This is a genomic window from Legionella impletisoli (genome assembly GCF_900639875.1).
GTDB lineage: Bacteria > Pseudomonadota > Gammaproteobacteria > Legionellales > Legionellaceae > Legionella_A > Legionella_A impletisoli.
In genome coordinates this window covers 24,624-42,526 of record NZ_CAAAIA010000008.1, presented here as the reverse complement: position 1 = coordinate 42,526, position 17,903 = coordinate 24,624, and the positions used below count along the sequence as shown (strand labels likewise).

Genomic DNA, 17,903 nt, shown 5'->3' with positions numbered 1-17,903 from the left:
AAATTAATAATAAGGATTTTTATGTTAGAAGCCCTACAACCTTTTTTTCTTTCTTTTATGATTGGATTACTCATTGGTATTGAGCGTGAAAGAAGCCAAGCTGAAGGTGTAAAAGCTATTGGGATGCGCACATTTATCTTATTTGCCTTACTGGGGACTTTAAGCGCTGAAATTCATAAACCTTTATTAACCCTTGCAGTCGGGTGTTTTATTTTTGCTGCTTTATTATTAAGTTATTTGCGCGCCACCCGAATGAGCCGAAGAACTGCTGATATTGGAATTACAACAGAAATGGCCGCCGGTACCGTGTTTCTTCTTGGGTATTTAGTCATGGAGCAGCGTTTAATGGCAGTATGCATTGCAACGGCCGTATTGCTCATTTTACATGGTCGTCGAAGTTTGCATCGCTTTGCAAAAGAACGGATTAGCGCGAAAGAAATTGAAGCCGCCATGACGATTCTTATCATTTCCGTAGGAATTGTATCTTTTTTACCTGATAAAACCGTTGATGCATGGGGGTTATTTAATCCACAACAATTTGGCATCATTGTGTTGATTTTGGCCGGACTACAGTTTGGTGGTTATATTATGATCCGGGTATTTGGCGAAAGGCTGGGGATGATTTTAGTTGGATTTTTTGGTGGATTTGTCTCTTCAACCGCTGTATTTGCCTCCTTAGCGCAGGCTAAAAAGTCTACTAAGCAATCCACAGCGTCAGGAGTAATAGCTGGAATCTTTGCTACCATTGCAACACTCACAGCGTTTCTAATAGTGGTTGCTGTCGTTGCTCCAGGCTTACTTCAGTACATTGCCTGGCCGGTTTTAGCTGCAATTTCTTTAGGAGGAATTTCTTCCTGGTTATTTATTAAATCCAATGGCCACAAGGATATTGCTATTACGTATCAAAACCCTTTAGATATAAAAGCCGTTGTGAAACTAGCGCTTCTCATTATGGGAATCTTGTTGTTTGTTGGGGCAATTAAGCAATATGTGGGCATTAAAGCGTTACCTATTGCAACCTTTATTACCGGCTTATTTGAAATTCATGCCGTTGCATTTGCCATCGCCTCTTTGTATAAAGAGCAGGGACTCACATTAATGCAAGCTTCTCATTTACTCGGGATTGTGGCTGTAGCGAGCTTCATTTCCAAATTTGCCTTAGTATGGATTATTGCTCATAATCGCTTTGCCGTCGTTATTAGCTTTTATTTGGCCGCAATGCTGGCCGCAGGATGTGGAATTTATTTTTTAATCCTTCCCCAAACCTAGAACATATTACGTTTTTGTAATTACACCATAAGCTCACCGCCGTTTGGATGAAGAATTTGTCCTGTAATAAACTGGCTGTCTTTGCTCGCTAGAAAAATATAGGTTGGTGCAATATCGGCAGGCTGAGCTGGTTTATTCATAGGTGATTGCGAGCCAAACGCCGCTACTTCTTCTTCCGAAAAGCTAGCTGGGATCAAAGGAGTCCAAACCGGGCCGGGAGCAACACCATTTACACGAATTCCCTTTTTAATTAACAATGTTGCTAAAGAACGAGTTAAGGAGACAATCGCTCCTTTAGTCGCTGAATAATCAATTAAATGTTCGCTGCCACGAAATGCTGTAATCGATGTGGTGTTTAAAATAACGTCGTCTTTTTTTAAATGGGGTAATAGTTCTTGAATCATAAAGAAGTAAGAAAAAACATTGGTGGCAAATACTTTTTCTAAATCGGTAGGTGAAATGCCTTCTACATTCGTTGTTGGATATTGAACGGCGATGTTATTGATTAAAACATTAACTTCTCCAAAACGATTCAAACATGCTTTAACAGCGTTTTTACATCCTGAATGAGAGCTTAAATCCTGTTTTATAGCGACGGCTTCACCGCCCATTTCATTGATTTCATTTAAGGTTGTATCTGCATCTGCTGACTCATCAAGATAAATAAACGCCACTTTAGCGCCTTCTTTAACAGAATGATAAGCCACGGCTCGCCCAATTCCACTATCGCCGCCAGTAATGACGACCACTTTATTTTTAAGTTTTTCAGCCGCTTTATAATCATCGTAAATGGAAATAGGCTTAGGATGCATTTTATTTTGCAACCCAGGTTGCCTCTTTTGATGTTGTGGAGGGTTTATTTTAGACTCATCTTCCTCAATAAGATCACAGATATTTTTTATCGATTTAATCTCAGGATGTAATTTCTTCTTGCGGCTCATTTATGACTCCATTCATAGCTGTTTTAAAAGTTATAGCAAATAATATTTGATCCTGCCTGAACTAAGTTCGCCCCCTAAAGAGCAGCTCGATAATTAGCGATTCATCTTAAACAGTTGATTGAATTGGAAAAAAATAGTGTTTACAACTACCTTTGACTTATACCCAATAAGCCTATCTGATATACTTTCGAAGAATAGCCAATGCGGTTTAGGGAGCGGTGATGGGAATTAATAAGAAAAATTTACCCGAAAAGGAATTGTCGCGACTTCTTTCCGAAGCCAGTGTGAACTCAATCGTAAAAGAGGTTGATCACTCATCGCCTGAACGCCGTTATCAGATATTTAATTTATTATCTCCTCAAAAAGCAGATAAGGTTTTTAGTTACTTAGAGCCTGTTAGCCAAGCGGATATCATTAATGAAATTGATAAGAAAAAAGCGCTTTCTATTCTTGAACAAATGGAGCCGGATGACAGAGCGCGTCTTTTCGATGAACTTCCGAGTGAAATAGCCCATCGATTTTTAAAACGGTTAAGTGCTAAAGAACGCCGTGCTACCTCGCTGTTATTGCAATACCCTCCTGAAACAGCCGGGCGAATTATGAGCCCTTTTTTTATCCCATTATACCCCGACATGACGGTTGAGAAAGCACTGCAAATCGTTCGCAAAGATGGCAATGAAGCGGAAACGATCTACGTGCTTCCGGTAGTCGATGAGGATATGATTTTAAAAGGCGTAGTAGAACTTGAAAAATTGGTAATGGCTTCTCCCTCTACTAAGATTAGTGAGCTGATGTATAAAGAGATGAAATCTTTTTCAGTCAATGATGACCAGGAAAAAGTTGCCCGCTACATCCAATCAACCGACTGGCTTGCCGTTCCAATTGTTGAAGAAGGAAAGCGACTGGTGGGGATTGTCACTATTGATGATGCTATGGATATCATGGAGGAAGAAGAAACGGAAGATATTTTCCGTGCAGGTGCATCGGGACCACTTGGAAAACCTTATCTATCCGTTCCCATCTTTAGATTATTACAAATTCGTGTGGTTTGGCTTGCTTTGCTTGCATTTGCCGGAACATTAACGGTTAATGTTTTAAATATGTTTGAATCAACTTTAAATGAGGTCATTGTATTGACCTTATTTATTCCCTTGCTCATTGGGATTGGCGGTAATACTGGATCTCAATCCTCCACAACCATCGTTCGTGCTTTAGCCGTTGAAGACGTCCGGGTCAGTGATTTTTTTATCATCGCTCTTCGGGAAACCAGTGTCGGAATTTTGTTAGGAATGACGTTAGGCGCCGCGGCTTATCTCGTGGTATGGTTTATTTTTAGGCAAAACATTGCGTTGATCGTCTCCTTGAGTTTGGTTGCAATTTGCACCATGGCGGCTCTCACTGGATCAATTATGCCTATACTTGCTCGAGTTTTAAAACTTGACCCAGCCGTAGTCAGTGCGCCCTTTGTTTCCACTGTTATTGATGCAAGTGGACTTTTAATTTATTTTATGATCGCACGCACTGTATTAAATTTTTAAACTTATACAACCCCAGTTCGGAGTTTATACAATAAACTTATCCCATCGACCGTAAGAGCATCGAATGGTTCCTTTAGGAATGGATAAGATAAATAACAATCCGCCAGCAATAAAGCTTGCCATCATAGAAATGAAATTCGCATCATACATAAACGGTGTAACGAACAAGGCAAGAGCAAATAGTAAATTTAAAAGACGTAATACACGTACTGATTCGGCTAGAGCTGTGACTGTAACCGTCACCACGAGCGAGCCAATGAGATGATCGGCATTAGCCATCCCGCCTGAAGCATCCAAGGTGAGTCGGGTGAACATTAACCATATCCCAATAACCAGACATAACATTAAATTCCATGGTAATGTTATCCCACCACTGAGCATTTCTTTCACAATTGCTCGAGGCGACTGTTCAAAATTATCTTCAGCAACCTTTTCATTAGGCTCATCACTATCTCCAACGAACAGGATAAGCAACAAAGGACGTCCTGCTTTCCATCTTCGCCATAAAAACGTACTGGTCGCAACTAATTCGTCAAACGAATAGGGGACCTGAATTAACATGGCGACGGCTGCAATAAGACATAAGGTACACCAGGTATTCAATAAAATCGGTTGAATCACTATGAACGTGATAGATACCACCCCTAAAGGGACGATCATAATGCCAAATAATAACACCAACCAAGGCATAGTTCGCCAACGACTGGAGCCTCCAATAATTCCTGTTAAAATTTCAAGAACGTAGACCGTTGCACCTAAACCCGCATCGGGCACTGGCCAAGCTTCGGAGACATATGAAGTAATAATTTCTTCTGTTCCATTTTTAGCATCTGGTAAATAGCCTGCAAAAAATGGATCCCAAACATTATCAATATGTCCTAGTTGGTAGGCCGCCATATAACGAGAGATAAATAAGCCAATAAAGGCCAAAATGATAATCGGCAATCGCTGGAACCAGCTTGAAGGGGAGAAATCCCATCCAGGCGGAACATCAGGTCCATGCATCGCTGCATTCGGAGCTACCCCTACAGACGGCCTCACCAGAATAGCAAAGCCCATCACTAAAGAACCAACCAATGTATCATTTAAATAAGCCGCCGCTGTTGGCGCCCAATAAATTAATGGTGCAAAAATCAACCATAACCCGATCAATGCACATCCGAAGCGTGCTGGAGCTAAACGCCAAGATAAACTCAAATAGGCCAAACAAACCAATAAGACCCCACTTACAATATCACTGATGATTAATGGGTAAGACTCATATCCTAACGTTGCGGGTGAAGTAATTAGCCAAAATCCTAACCCGATATTTAGAAAATGAGCCCATAAGTTTTGCTGGTGCTGTTTTCTAAATTTACGTTCATACGCTAAGCGGGTTTCTTCTGGATTGTTATCCGAGATGGCTGCCATCCAATCAGGTTGGGTAATTCTATGTGTATCATACCAACCATCTGGATCCTTTTTTAAAGCGCCAATTATCGAGGGTAAGGTTTCGTCAATTCTATGTTTAGGTTCCCAATTAAGTTTTTTTTTCGCTTTGCTTATATCAAGCGCATAATGATCGGAAGCCATATCAATCATAAAGGGCCTAATAAAAGGTGCTTCCCCCTGATCAAAATCATCGGGGATGATAGGTTCGGACTGCTCTTCTAACCAAGACCCGGCTTTCGCGAGGCTTGGAGGAATCGTTGTTATCTCTGCTTCTTCGCCATGAATTAATTGCGTGATCTCGTCTTGAAGATTTTTATAGCTAATGGCTCGCGGCTCACCAGCTAAGATCACTTCCTCTTCGGGCAGATCATTACGATGCTTTAAGGCTTGTTTAAATAAATCCATTAAATCATCTTTATGAATAAACGATTGACCTGCATTTAAATTTCCCGCATAAAAATGACTTTTAAAATCCCGTTCATAAACACGTGCAATTTGGTTCGCCAACGTTGGAACACAACTTTCATCATCATACATTCCTGCAAGACGAAGAATTAGGTAGGGAATATGACCATGGTGCAAAGCAATGATTTCTTCCGTTTCGGCCTTTGAGATTGGATAAGCCCATTTAGGTTCTATGGGCGAGTGTTCATGAATCGTTTCACCTGGTTGACAAGGTTGATGTACGAGCATCGTGCTTGTATAAATAAATCGTTCAACCTCAAAGTTTTGCAGAATTTTTAATAGTTTTTTAGTTCCCTTTACATTTACGGCATCATAAAGAGGAGACTCTTTCCCCGTAAAATCAAAATAAGCGGCCAGATGAATCACTGCAGCTATTTTTTTACCGTAACGCTCTTTAAATAATTCAAATGCAGTGGCTAGGGAAACGTCTGACGTGATATCAAAGGGAATATCGCATGCGCCTGGTACTTGATCAAAGCCTACGATCGTATAGGTATCCCGTAAAGACGCTGCAAGGGCTCTTCCCATCTTGCCAGAGGAACCGGTAATGATCACAATTGGTTTGGCATTTCCCTTAGCCATATTATTCTCTCTTTTTATTCTTAATTGATTGGATTATCGAGAGTTCATGAAATCATTCACTGCTTTTTTAGCTTCTTCTTTCGTATACCCATAATGCTTTTGTAATTTACCAAGAAGCTCTTCTTGATTACCTTTAATTTGTTGCAAATCATCGTCAGTCAGCTTTCCCCAAAATTGTCTTAATTCACCTTTGATTTGCTCCCAGTTGCCTTCAAAAATATCCTTATTCATGATGTCCTTCTCCTTTTAATATCGCTTTCATCTTAAGCTTAGTCTAAAAATTTTGAAAAAAAAAAGACTTTGCCAGCTCATGTCGAATAGGCACGACAGCATACGTAAGGATTAAGCTGCCTGAACCCAGGATTTAGTCACGGTAATCGTCTTTAAATTTCAGACCGCCTTTATATTTTTATTCCCATGCTTGACTGATATCTAAAGGAGTCACCGCAGTAGAATGATCAAAGTGGATAATGCCGTCGAATTGATAGGGCAGCTTAGTAAAAAAATAATGGCTCATACGCTCTGTTTCAGGACGATAGATAACGCCAATTGCTCGCTCTAGTCGAGGAATTTTCAGATAATGTTCAATATCTTTATTATCGATTAATTTCAGAAAAAATTGATCGTATTTCAGATCATGAAACAGGGCCTCGTAGCTGCCTTCCATACCAGGAACAACCTTTTTTCGTTCAACCGGCGCATCCCAATTGGATGCCGCAGCGACAGTTCCCTCATACGTTGAAAATCCTATGATGTAAGCATCAGAACCGTGCTCTTCACGAATTAGCTGACCGATATTCCACTCGCCACGCTCTCCCATTTCCGTTGCACGGGCATCACCCACATGTGAATTATGTGCCCAAATGATCAACTTGGCCGGTGAATTAAACCGCTTCTCCAGATGAGAGGCAATTCCATTCACCGCATCTGCCATATGCCTGTCACGAACATTCCATGAAGAAACACGTTCTTCAAACATCGTACGGTAATAAAGCTCAGCGTCTCGAATAAGCTCAGCATTCTGTTTAGCCATAAAGTATTCTTCTTCGACTTGAAGACCATCTTTTCCTAAATATTGATGGGCATCATGCTGCAGTTCGAGGAGTTGCTCCAACGCTTCTTTGATACAAGCTTTTTTTATTCCCGCATTAATTAGATACCCATAAGCCTGTGGGTCCACACCCATATGATTAAAGCAGTCGTAACGTTTTATTGCCCGCTCGGCTGCATCCGGATCATTTTTTTTCAAATAATCAATTACTGCCTGCATGGATGAATTTAAACTATATAGATCTAACCCATAAAATCCGACTTTTCTTCGAGGAGCGTCAAGGGTGTCATTAAACGTTCGAAGCCAACTTAAAAAAGGGGGCATGGTGGTATTTCGCCACATCCAAGTTGGAAACCGCTTAAAGTCATTTAAGGCTTCATGGGCATTATCATCACTACCTAATCTCATGACGTAGCGATGAATACGATAAGCATCTGGCCAATCCCCTTCGATGGCGATAGCCATAAATCCTTTTTTTTCTATCAATAATTTAGTTAATTCGATACGAGCTTGATAAAACTCATGCGTCCCATGCGTGGCTTCACCCATTAAAACAAAACGGGCCTCGCCGATGTCGTCTAAAATGGTTTCGTAATGTTCATTGCTCGGCATTGGAACGGCTGCTTCATTTAATAAATGAATTAACTTACCGTATACTTCCTTGACCATTCTTTTCTCCCAGAGCTTTAAAATCCTTGTTCATTTGAAACAGTTTAGTTCTTGCATGAACCATTTGCCAAAATGTCATAAGAAACGATCCGTATCGAGCAGGAATTTCTGGCACCTTGCTTAAAAAATTACTATTCATTTTTTAGGTTTTGCGGTTTTTTCTAAAAAGATCTTGAGATTTAATTCAATTTTAGGTTATGTTGGATTGAACCATTAAAAAAATGGTGTTTTCAATTGTCATTTATGGAGAAATGCAATTGCTCAGCTGGCAAGCTGTAACCTGATATCGCCAGTCGACGATTGATAGCTTTAGCAAAAAGGAGGAAGCATGGCTACAGGCGAAGTAAAATGGTTTAACAATGCCAAAGGATGGGGTTTTATCGTTCCTGAAGGCGGCGGCGATGATATTTTTGTTCATTTTTCCGCGATTCAAGGAACAGGTTATAAAACTCTCGTAGCCGGCCAAACGGTAAATTTTGATGTAGAACGTGGCGAACGAGGCTTACATGCAGCCAATGTTACAGCGCTAGCTGAAGAAGCCGAATTAGCCTGATAATGCCCTTAGGTGGTTCCGCCTGAATGGACTGAGTCGATGACATGACGACTATAAGTCGTCGTGTCGCCTATTTTTTCCCAAATTAATCATAAAATCATATATAATCACACCCTAGTTTCTCGCCAATAGACTTGGCTTCACCAAGTTTTAAACCAGGCATTACGGATTATTGATATCTCATAATGAAAAAAGGCTTATTACTCATTAACATTGGTACCCCTAAAGCGCCTAAACCTTCAGACGTTAGGCTGTATTTGCGGGAGTTCTTATCTGATAAGCGCGTGGTTCATTTACCTGCTCTTTTGCGCTATATCTTGCTCTATGGAATTATTCTGCCTACGCGACCAAAGCGCTCTGCGAAAGCTTATCAAGCCATTTGGACGAAAGAAGGCTCGCCGTTACTCATGCATTGCGAAACATTAACCAGAAAACTACAAGAAACACTGAGCGATACAAACATTGTGCTCGGCATGCGATATGGAAAACCTAGCCTCGAATCAGCACTGGATGAACTCGCGGATTGTGAGCATATCATTATTCTCCCACTTTACCCGCAATACTCTTCTGCCGCAACAGGAAGCAGCCTCGAAAAAGCCTTACAATTAATCCAGCGTAATGCAATTATTCCCTCTTTAACCATCATTCGAGATTTTCATCAGCATCCAGCCTTTATTAAAGCGCAAGCAGAATTAATTAAGCCTTATATCGATGATCAGGATATGATTCTTTTTAGTTACCATGGCGTACCAGAAAATCATCTTCTCAGAGGATCTTGTAAATCTTTATGCAGCCAGGGTTGCTCCATCGATTCCTCACAAAATCCAAGCTGCTACCGTGCTCAATGTTTACGTACAACCGAGGCTATCGCCAAACAACTTGAATTATCAAGCACGACCTATCTCACCTCCTTTCAGTCTCGTCTTGGCAAAACACGATGGATTGAGCCTTATACGGACAAAGTTCTGGTAGAGCTTGCTGAGCAAGGGGTTAAGAAATTAGCCGTTACTTGCCCCTCGTTTGTTGCAGATTGCTTAGAAACATTAGAGGAAATTGGAATTCAAGCCCAAGCTCAATGGCAGAAGCTGGGAGGCGAGACGTTCACATTAATACCTTGCCTGAATGCAAATGAAGCCTGGGTTGAAGCGATCACACAGATCATACAATCCCCCACCTCAATATCACCTAATGGTTGATAACAACCAGACTTTAGTACAAATTACCATCTAATTGATTGTTTATTGCAAATAATAAAATATGTGCTATACCCACATAAAGTACTTGTATCCGTTACACCCAAATGAGGATATGACGCGATTCATGCTCAAGATCACACGGGGAGGCATCATGGGCAATAGACAATTTTCTGAACGACTCAACAAAGAATTGGATGAGATTGGTGTTCCTCAAAATCGAGAAGAACGCGTAGAAGTCTTTGCCAAACTATTAAAAGTTCCTAAATTTAAAGCAGAAGCCATTCTTAATGGTAATACCAGCGTCTCAGAACCCCTATTAGATATCTTATCCGATGAGTTGGAAGTCAGCTCTGATTGGTTGCTTGGGAAAAGTGATAAAAGACACAATTAATTTAGCTTAAATTTAACCTATGCACCCTGAGCACAACATGATATTTTTATACATCTTTCAACAAACGATTTGCCGGATGGTCAATTCTCAAAGGAATGGCTTTGAATCAAATAAAATTCATCAGAAACTTCCAGATACCCAAAATTTGTTATATTTTTTTTCTTCCGGTCTTATTGAGTATGTTTGTGATGCGATCGACTTTGGCTTTTTCTTCTCCTCCTACCACAGCACACGTCGTCATGGTGCCACCAGTAGGCTTTGAATATAACCATCAAACTGCCAAAACAAATGCTTATCAGCAAAAAATTCATGATGAGAATTATCATGAGAACGTGTTGCGAGAGTTTAACAATATGGTGCAACGCCTCGAAGAGCATGACGTTATGGTCATGTTGTTAAATGAAAACGCCCAATTTGCCGATGCTGTATTCCCGAATAACTGGTTTTCAACGCATATTGATGAAGAAGGAAAGCTTACGGTTTTGCTCTATCCGATGTTAACGGAAAATCGCAAGAAAGAAGTCAATCCTGAAGGCTTAAAAGCGCTGTTGGAAAAGCATCAGATCCAGATTAATCAATTCGTGGATTTGCGAATTGAACAGGAAGGAGTATTAGAAAGCACAGGAAGCATGATCTTCGACCGAGAACATAAGCTAATTTATGCTTCTTTATCTCCCAGAACGGATAAAGCCTTGGTTAATACAGTAGCCAAGCTTTTAAATTATCAAACCATAATATTTACCAGTTACGGAGTGAATAGCCAACCGATATATCATACTAACGTGATGATGGGGTTAACAAAGCACTGCGCTGTGGTTTGCCTTGAATGCATCCATGACCCAAAAGAACGAGAAAATGTTAGGCAATCACTCATGACCACACATAAAAACATTATAGCCATTACGAGCGAGCAAGTTAGCCATCTCTGTGGCAATATTATAGAACTGACAAATCGTCAAAACCAAAGCTTACTGATTCTGTCACAGCAAGCTTATGATCATTTTACCCCAGAACAACGCTCGCTCTTGAAGCAATATTCAACACTTTTGCCTATGGAGTTGACTACCATAGAAACGATTGGTGGTGGAAGCGCACGATGTATGATTGCTGAAATATTTCCACCACTTGTTTAGAAAGACCCAATGCCTTAGCCTTGGAATCGCTTGTTACTCCCTAGGGGTTTAGCATGCTTTTCAATGTAATGAATAATTTCACCTGCTATATTCACGCCCGTTGTTTTTTCAATCGCTTCTAATCCCGGAGAAGAATTGATTTCTAACACCAGGGGACCATGGTTTGAACGAAGAATATCAACGCCAGCTACTTTTAAACCCATTGTTTTGGTGGCTGCAATAGCTAAAGCTCGTTCTTGTGAGGATAATTTTATTTTAAATGCATTCCCACCTTGGTGAACATTGGCACGAAACTCCCCCTCTTTCGCTTGGCGCTTGATTGCTGCGACTACTTTTTCACCTACCACTAAGCATCGAATATCTGTTCCATGAGATTCAGCAATAAATTCTTGAACGAGTATATTGACATGCATACCCTTAAACGCGTTGATAATACTTACCGCTGATTTATGACTATCTGCTAGAATAACGCCTTTTCCCTGAGTTCCCTCAAGTAATTTAATAACTAAAGGAGGGCCTCCAACCATCTGAATCAAACTATCCGTATCGTCTGGGGACTGCGCAAAGCCTGTTAAAGGCATTGGGAGGCCTTTTCGGGCTAATAATTGGAGAGAGCGAAATTTATCGCGAGATCTAGAGATAGCAATGGACTCATTTAGGGTGTAAATACCCATCGTTTCAAGATGACGTAATACAGCTGTACCGTAAAAAGTATTCGAAGCGCCAATACGAGGAATCACTGCATCAAATTTTGGTAATGGAGCGCCGCCACGATAATACACTTTGGGATTGGATGCTGCGACGTTCATATAACAAGATAAAAAATTAATGATTTTAATCTCATGTCCTGCAGCTTCCCCTGCTTCTTTTAATCGCTGATGGGAATACAAATTAGGATTTGTCGCTAATATAGCAATTTTCATGACTACTAAGTTCCTTTAATTGCAAAGCCAAACCACTCCCCGACTGTTCAGTATTGACTTGATACACCAAGACGGCTCATTTGATGGATACAATGAGGACGCTGTTTCCTTATGGTATACATACAGTTTAGATCAGGTTTATATGGCTCGCAGATATTTTGAGAAGAATATTTATAGCCCAGGAGCTTCAAGAAGAAGGTCCTGGGGAAATTATTTCGCTTGTTCTGTCACTGGTCCAAAGAAGTTTATTATCAAGACGTTAACATAAGATAATCTTCAGCCAAGTTATTTGCGTTTTGAGGGGAAGTAAAAAACGCACTTAATTCACCTTTCGGATTAAACAACAAGACCGTTCCGGTATGCTCTATATCGTAATGCTCTGGATCAATATTATTATTTAAAGCCACTTTCGCATAAGCAATTCCTAATTCACGAGTCATCGCTTTAATCGCTTCTTTATCGCCTCGAGCACCCTGAAAATCAGGATGAAATGCCTTAACATAGTTGCTCAAGATGTCTAAGCTATCTCGATCGGGGTCGATGGAAATCATGACGACTTTAGGTAACGTTTTCACACCTTGACTCTCAAGAACACGATAAAATTTACCGAGCTCTGCCATGGTGGTTGGACAAAGATAACCACAGCGAGTAAATCCAAAAAACATCATGGTCCACTGATTATTTAAACGAGCATTATTAAATGGGCGTTGATCCGTTCCTGTTAAATCAAACGGATTAACATCACGTGGCTTACTCAATAAAGTGCCGTGAAAGTGACTTAGATCAGGCTTTGATTCCTTAAAGAAGTATTGTGAAACAAATACTCCCAATACAAGTGCTGCAAATGCTATCAATGCAATTACAGTCAAGGTTATACGATTTGATTTGTCAGGCATATGAACCCCTTAAATATAATGATCAAGCAATAAAAAAAGAAACAACAACATTAAGTAAACAATCGAGTAACGAAACGTACGCATAGCAACTACGGGTTTATTCGAACGATACAACACAATCGCCCAATATAAAAATCGGCCGCCTAACACTAAAGCGCCTGTTAAATACAGCCAGCCGCTCATCTCGACAAGAAAAGGCAGGCAGGTCACAACAATCAGTAAGATGGTATATAACAAGACGTTTAATTTAGTGAATCGAATTCCATGGGTAACGGGTAACATAGGAATTTCAGCGTCCTTATAATCTTCAAAGCGATAAATCGCTAAAGCCCAAAAATGCGGCGGAGTCCAAGTGAAAATGATGAGCACTAATAATAAAGCATGAGGATCCAACTGATTGGTTACCGCCGTCCAACCTAACAAAGGAGGAGCAGCCCCAGCAAGCCCACCAATCACAATATTTTGTGGTGTAGCACGTTTTAAATACCCAGTATAAATTCCAGCGTAACCAATTAAGGTAATAAATGTGAGTATCGCTGTAAGCGTATTAACAAAAAGACTAAGAATAATTAAGCCTACACTACCTAATGCCATAGCAAACCAAAGTCCTTGTTTTTCTGACAACCGCCCTCGCGCAATGGGTCTTTTTCGTGTCCGAGCCATGATGGCATCGATTCGCTTATCGACCAAATGATTTATAGCGGCTGCACTGCCAGCACAAAGCCCAATTCCTGTAAGAGAAGCCACCAAGGTTTCTACAGCAACCCAACCCGGTACAGCAAGATACATCCCCACTAAGACCGTCAAAAGCATGAGTGCTACAACTTTTGGTTTACAAAGTTCTAAATAATCCCGCCAGGATGCGGTTAGTGGCAAATTAAGTTTGAGGTGCATTCGATTTGCCTCCTCTTGACCGGTAAAACAAACTCAACATAGTAGCAAACAGTAAGGCCGCAACCCCATTATGAGCCACTGCTACCCATAAGGGCAGCAAATAAACCACATTTACTATGCCGAGGATAAATTGGATAGATATAAGTACTAAGGCAAGGCCAGCTATTAATTTTATCGAAGTGTCTCGCACCCGCGCAATCAATAGGGTGGATAAAATAACAACGAACCCTGCAGTAATGAAAGCACCCAATCGATGAATAAAATGAATAGTGATTCGAACATCAATATCTAACAGCCCACCTTGATAATTCGCTCCAATGGGGGATAAGAAATTAAATGCTTTTTTAAGATATAATTGTGGCCAAAATAAACCATTACAAGTGGGAAAACCAACACAGGCAATACCGGCATAGTTAGAACTCACCCACCCACCAAGCGCTATCTGTAGAAATACAACCATCACAGCACAACCAATCCATTTATGCCACACGCTTAAGTTCTGAATAAGGTTTCTTTCGTCATGACTGATCTTTGTTGACAAAGGTAGCTGGCTAACAGGTCGTAAGCAATCTCGAGTGTTTATGTGACTGAGCTGCCACCGAAAATAGCATAGAGTTGTAAAAATCAACATGCCACCCAAAAGATGCCCCATAACAACCGGTGGAAATAACTTCAACGTCACAGTCCACATGCCTAACATCGCTTGAAAAAAGACAAACCCCACTAACATAGTGGGCGCCGTTTTAGGAAGGTTACATGATTTACGACGAAGCCATATCGTTTGAAAAAAGATTGCTGCAATCAGTAACCCTAAGCTTCCGGCAGCATAACGGTGAGCCATTTCCGTCCAAGCTTTTCGCTCTTCTAATTGGAGAGCGGGAAAATTGGCTTGTGCTTTTGTCAATCCATTAACAGCGGTTGGCAAAACCATATGACCGTAGCATCCTGGCCAATCAGGACATCCTAAGCCTGCATCGGTTAATCGCGTGTAAGCGCCGAGCATAACCACCATTAAAGCCAAAACTAATGCCATTGAGGTAAGGCGTCGTAAAAAGTTTACATTCATCGATTACTTACTCTTTCACGTTTAATAAATGCTTTAAATCTTTATGAATAGGTTCTGGCTTCGTTTGGGAGGAATAAGCCAGTACTAAATAACCCGTAGGATTTTCAATATATAATTGAGAATAATGAGGTAAATTCGCCCCAGATTGACTATGAGACTCATTCAGTCGAGCAATTAAAATATCATGGTCTTTTAACTTAGAAATTAAATTACTCGATAAGGCTTCTGCCTGAGGACCTAACAACAGTTGCACGTTCACTTCATAAAGCCGTCGCCCTAAAGCCAAGCGAATTCGAGCTAATGCCTCCAGTTGATGCTCACACGTCTTATCACAAACGCTTGGAGCCCAAAGTACCAGCTGCCATTTGGAAGGATGAGGAGCATTCTTGATAGCAATTGGCGGCTGTAGCAGGATCCCATGATTAAGCTTTGTTCCAGCTAACCACTGCGGGTGATGATAGAACACATAGGCTGCAATTCCGGGGGAAGCAAACAGAAATACCAAGATAATTGGCACAAGATAGCGACGGTTGTAATTCATGGTTTTTTCTTAAGATTTAACCCAATAAATAAAATCAATATGACAAAAGCCATAGCAAACCATTGAAATGCATAAGCATAATGGCGCTCTGGCGACATAGAAACGATAGGCCATTTCCTTATAAAACCGTGCGCTTCATGTTCATCAAGGCGAATAATAAACGGATAGACCGATTTATGCAAAAAATGACTGATATCTTGTGTATCTATCCATTCTATGATCGATGCGCGATCTGTTTTTTTTTCGACCATATCGCCTAAAACAATACGCTTTTGGGAAGGGAAATAAGCAACCCCTATAATTTCCTGAGTTTCTCGAGGAATATTAATGTTCGGAAGCTCGTCACGCCCGCGCTCATTCGGGATCCATCCTCTATCAATTAAAACCAATGCTCCATTTGCTAAACTTAAAGGAGAGAGAACATGGTAGCCTACACGGTGGTTGTGATGTTGATTATCCAAGAATAATAGATCGGGAAGATAATAACCGGTTAGTTTTACTCGCTGGTAATTTAGAGGATATCGTTCGCCTGGAACCCAGGATATGGGGGCAATCGACGCGTATTTTTTTTCATTCGCCAACATCGCTTTTTTTTCACTACCGCGAGCAATCTGCCAAAAACCTAAACGTAAAAATAAGGTCAAAACCAAAAGCGCGATGATCGTCATCCACAAGCTTGGGGTGAAACGGCGGTTAAAAACAGTTAAACTAGGCATCTTTTGTCAATTCATTGAATGAAACATCTCAGGTTGTGGAGTATAACAAATGTTCACTAAAGCATTCATCTTAATTATCATGTTCATGATATTAGTTTCTCTAGGAAGCGGGATTGTGTTTCTTGTTCGAGATGAAGGTAAAACCAAACGAACGGTCAAAGCATTAACTTGGCGAATTGGATTATCTCTCGGACTATTTGTCTTTTTAGTCTTGGGATTTTTATTTGGATTTATCTCGCCTCATCCCCTTTAATAGAACTTAAATCCCCTCGGTCTCCGTAAGAACGGTGCTGTTTTAAAATCGATTTAATTTTTCGTAACAATGTAGTATCGTTATCAATGGACATTTAACCTTTTCTCATAAGGATCCAAGGATGATCGCTTTGATCTTTTTCTTTTATTTTATTCTTGGCGTGCAAATTATCTTTTGGCCTAATCGATTCATCAAATTGCAGCTTCTATTTTGTCTTTTTCTTAGCATGATTAGTTTCAACATTCACAGTCACTTGTTGGGATATTTATGACCGAAAATAAATTTCATGTGGTGGGTAATTATTTTGGCGTAGTGATCGTCTGCTACATCTTAATAGTTGCTTTTTTGGACCAGATTTTAAAACATGATGTCCCTTGTCCACTTTGTCTTTTGCAACGAACCGCGTTCATTGGTATTGGTCTTTGTGCCTTTCTGAATATTAAAGTAGGCATTAAAATTTCTCATTATGGCTTTATGCTATTAACCTCGATACTTGGGTTTATGATTGCCTTACGTCAGGTTTTTTTACATATCGCGCCTGATGACCCAGGATATGGCCCTGTTTTTTTTGGTTTGCATTATTACGTTTGGTCTGCCATTTCTTTTGTATTCGCTGTTGGTTTGATTGGAGTCGCCTTACTTTTGGAAAGGGGTTTCATCCCCAAAGCCCGTCCAATAGGAAAGCCTACCTATGCCTTAGGCGTTATTTTTTTAGGCTTGATTCTCGCTAATGGAATCAGTACATTGCTTGAATGCGGATTGATTATTTGTCCGGATAACCCAGTTGAATACCATTTATTGAGTGAGCAAGAAACCTTGCCTATTGGATAACCTGCAATTGATCATTTAGAGAGCGAAGCTATGTATCGTTTTATTTGTTTGATGTGCTTACTGATCCCCATTGCCAAAGCCGACACAATCGATCATTTTATGAACATTGCAAGTAATATTCCTAAAATGGAGATGAAAGCCGATCCTCAATCACAAGCCTGGGCGCGTTCAGCAAGGAATATTTTAACGTTAACCAGTGAGTGCATCGCCGAATCATTAATGCTGGCCAACGAATCCGCCACAGCCAGAGGTGAGCCGTTATTTTGTTTACCTTCCGGTGGAAAAATTGACGCTGAAAAATTAACCTCTCTCATTCAACAAACCTATCAAAACCTCTCTGGACTTCAGAGTGATAAAGATAAATTAACGGTTTCACAGATTGCGTTAATGGGGTTAAAAAAAGAATATCCTTGTCAATCACAGCCACAAGCCGCTTCATCCAACCCGTTTCAGCAGAGCAATCCTCAAACGAGCCAAGCCAATCAAAATCCATTTTATAGGCCTCCTAGCCCGATGCAACATCAAGATGGCTTACCAGCGCTTGGATAAAAAGCTTAGGCTCTA

General features: G+C 40.5%; 19 protein-coding genes. 9 read left to right on the top strand and 10 right to left on the bottom strand.

Going from position 1 to position 17,903, the window contains the following annotated elements; genetic code table 11:
* Window positions 1-21: 21 nt before the first annotated feature.
* A complete protein-coding gene (locus E1O41_RS09355) occupies window positions 22-1,269 on the top strand; it encodes an MgtC/SapB family protein (protein ID WP_131777064.1) in 1,248 nt (415 codons plus the stop codon).
* A gap of 20 nt (window positions 1,270-1,289) precedes the next feature.
* Here E1O41_RS09355 and E1O41_RS09350 read toward each other — a convergent pair whose 3' ends face one another.
* A complete protein-coding gene (locus E1O41_RS09350) occupies window positions 1,290-2,210 on the bottom strand; it encodes an SDR family oxidoreductase (protein WP_131777063.1) in 921 nt (306 codons plus the stop codon).
* 221 nt (window positions 2,211-2,431) lie between these two features.
* Between E1O41_RS09350 and mgtE the strand changes: the two genes are divergently transcribed.
* Entirely contained in the window at window positions 2,432-3,748 is a 1,317-nt protein-coding gene (gene mgtE, locus E1O41_RS09345; protein WP_131777062.1) for a magnesium transporter, read from the top strand.
* 24 nt (window positions 3,749-3,772) lie between these two features.
* Here the strand turns inward: mgtE and E1O41_RS09340 are convergent, their stop codons facing one another.
* The 3 genes from E1O41_RS09340 to E1O41_RS09330 form a co-directional block, all read right to left on the bottom strand.
* Entirely contained in the window at window positions 3,773-6,226 is a 2,454-nt protein-coding gene (locus E1O41_RS09340) for a vitamin K epoxide reductase family protein (RefSeq protein ID WP_131777061.1), read from the bottom strand.
* A gap of 33 nt (window positions 6,227-6,259) precedes the next feature.
* Window positions 6,260-6,457, bottom strand: a complete 198-nt coding sequence (locus E1O41_RS09335; protein WP_131777060.1) for a CsbD family protein — start codon at window positions 6,455-6,457, stop codon at window positions 6,260-6,262.
* A gap of 178 nt (window positions 6,458-6,635) precedes the next feature.
* The gene (locus E1O41_RS09330) at window positions 6,636-7,946 is read right to left on the bottom strand and encodes an erythromycin esterase family protein (RefSeq protein ID WP_131777059.1); all 1,311 of its coding nucleotides are present in this window, start codon (window positions 7,944-7,946) and stop codon (window positions 6,636-6,638) included.
* A 328-nt stretch (window positions 7,947-8,274) separates the two neighbouring features.
* Between E1O41_RS09330 and E1O41_RS09325 the strand changes: the two genes are divergently transcribed.
* The 4 genes from E1O41_RS09325 to E1O41_RS09310 all read left to right on the top strand — a co-directional run bounded on the left by E1O41_RS09325 (window position 8,275) and on the right by E1O41_RS09310 (window position 11,219).
* A complete protein-coding gene (locus E1O41_RS09325) occupies window positions 8,275-8,499 on the top strand; it encodes a cold-shock protein (RefSeq protein ID WP_131777058.1) in 225 nt (74 codons plus the stop codon).
* Between the two features lie 185 nt (window positions 8,500-8,684).
* On the top strand, window positions 8,685-9,695 hold the full coding sequence (hemH, locus tag E1O41_RS09320) for a ferrochelatase (RefSeq protein WP_131777057.1): 1,011 nt from the start codon (window positions 8,685-8,687) through the stop codon (window positions 9,693-9,695).
* A gap of 151 nt (window positions 9,696-9,846) precedes the next feature.
* A complete protein-coding gene (locus tag E1O41_RS09315) occupies window positions 9,847-10,086 on the top strand; it encodes a hypothetical protein (RefSeq protein WP_131777056.1) in 240 nt (79 codons plus the stop codon).
* Window positions 10,087-10,274: 188 nt separating this feature from the next.
* Window positions 10,275-11,219, top strand: coding sequence for an arginine deiminase-related protein (locus E1O41_RS09310; protein ID WP_229669375.1), 945 nt, complete (start codon window positions 10,275-10,277; stop codon window positions 11,217-11,219).
* A gap of 14 nt (window positions 11,220-11,233) precedes the next feature.
* On the opposite strand, the gene rimK is transcribed toward E1O41_RS09310, so the two are convergent.
* The 6 genes from rimK to E1O41_RS09280 form a co-directional block, all read right to left on the bottom strand.
* Complete coding sequence (rimK, locus tag E1O41_RS09305) at window positions 11,234-12,142, bottom strand: 30S ribosomal protein S6--L-glutamate ligase (protein ID WP_131777054.1); 909 nt, start codon at window positions 12,140-12,142, stop codon at window positions 11,234-11,236.
* Between the two features lie 251 nt (window positions 12,143-12,393).
* On the bottom strand, window positions 12,394-13,038 hold the full coding sequence (locus E1O41_RS09300) for an SCO family protein (protein ID WP_131777053.1): 645 nt from the start codon (window positions 13,036-13,038) through the stop codon (window positions 12,394-12,396).
* 9 nt (window positions 13,039-13,047) lie between these two features.
* A complete protein-coding gene (gene cyoE / locus E1O41_RS09295) occupies window positions 13,048-13,932 on the bottom strand; it encodes a heme o synthase (RefSeq protein ID WP_131777052.1) in 885 nt (294 codons plus the stop codon).
* Window positions 13,916-14,998, bottom strand: coding sequence for a COX15/CtaA family protein (locus E1O41_RS09290; RefSeq protein WP_131777051.1), 1,083 nt, complete (start codon window positions 14,996-14,998; stop codon window positions 13,916-13,918). The genes cyoE and E1O41_RS09290 overlap by 17 nt, the downstream gene beginning before the upstream one ends.
* A 7-nt stretch (window positions 14,999-15,005) precedes the next feature.
* Window positions 15,006-15,539 carry a hypothetical protein gene (locus E1O41_RS09285; RefSeq protein WP_131777050.1) on the bottom strand — a complete coding sequence of 178 codons (534 nt, stop codon included), beginning with the start codon at window positions 15,537-15,539 and terminating at the stop codon, window positions 15,006-15,008.
* Window positions 15,536-16,255 (bottom strand): SURF1 family protein, encoded by a 720-nt coding sequence (locus tag E1O41_RS09280; protein ID WP_131777049.1) that lies wholly within the window; start codon window positions 16,253-16,255, stop codon window positions 15,536-15,538. The genes E1O41_RS09285 and E1O41_RS09280 overlap by 4 nt, the downstream gene beginning before the upstream one ends.
* A gap of 49 nt (window positions 16,256-16,304) precedes the next feature.
* Here E1O41_RS09280 and E1O41_RS09275 point away from each other — a divergent pair, with 49 nt between their 5' ends.
* The 3 genes from E1O41_RS09275 to E1O41_RS09265 all read left to right on the top strand — a co-directional run bounded on the left by E1O41_RS09275 (window position 16,305) and on the right by E1O41_RS09265 (window position 17,888).
* Window positions 16,305-16,508 carry a twin transmembrane helix small protein gene (locus E1O41_RS09275; protein WP_131777048.1) on the top strand — a complete coding sequence of 68 codons (204 nt, stop codon included), beginning with the start codon at window positions 16,305-16,307 and terminating at the stop codon, window positions 16,506-16,508.
* Between the two features lie 267 nt (window positions 16,509-16,775).
* The gene (locus E1O41_RS09270; protein WP_131777047.1) at window positions 16,776-17,339 is read left to right on the top strand and encodes a disulfide bond formation protein B; all 564 of its coding nucleotides are present in this window, start codon (window positions 16,776-16,778) and stop codon (window positions 17,337-17,339) included.
* A 30-nt stretch (window positions 17,340-17,369) separates the two neighbouring features.
* Window positions 17,370-17,888, top strand: a complete 519-nt coding sequence (locus E1O41_RS09265) for a phosphatase (protein WP_229669373.1) — start codon at window positions 17,370-17,372, stop codon at window positions 17,886-17,888.
* The last annotated feature ends 15 nt before the right edge of the window (window positions 17,889-17,903 follow it).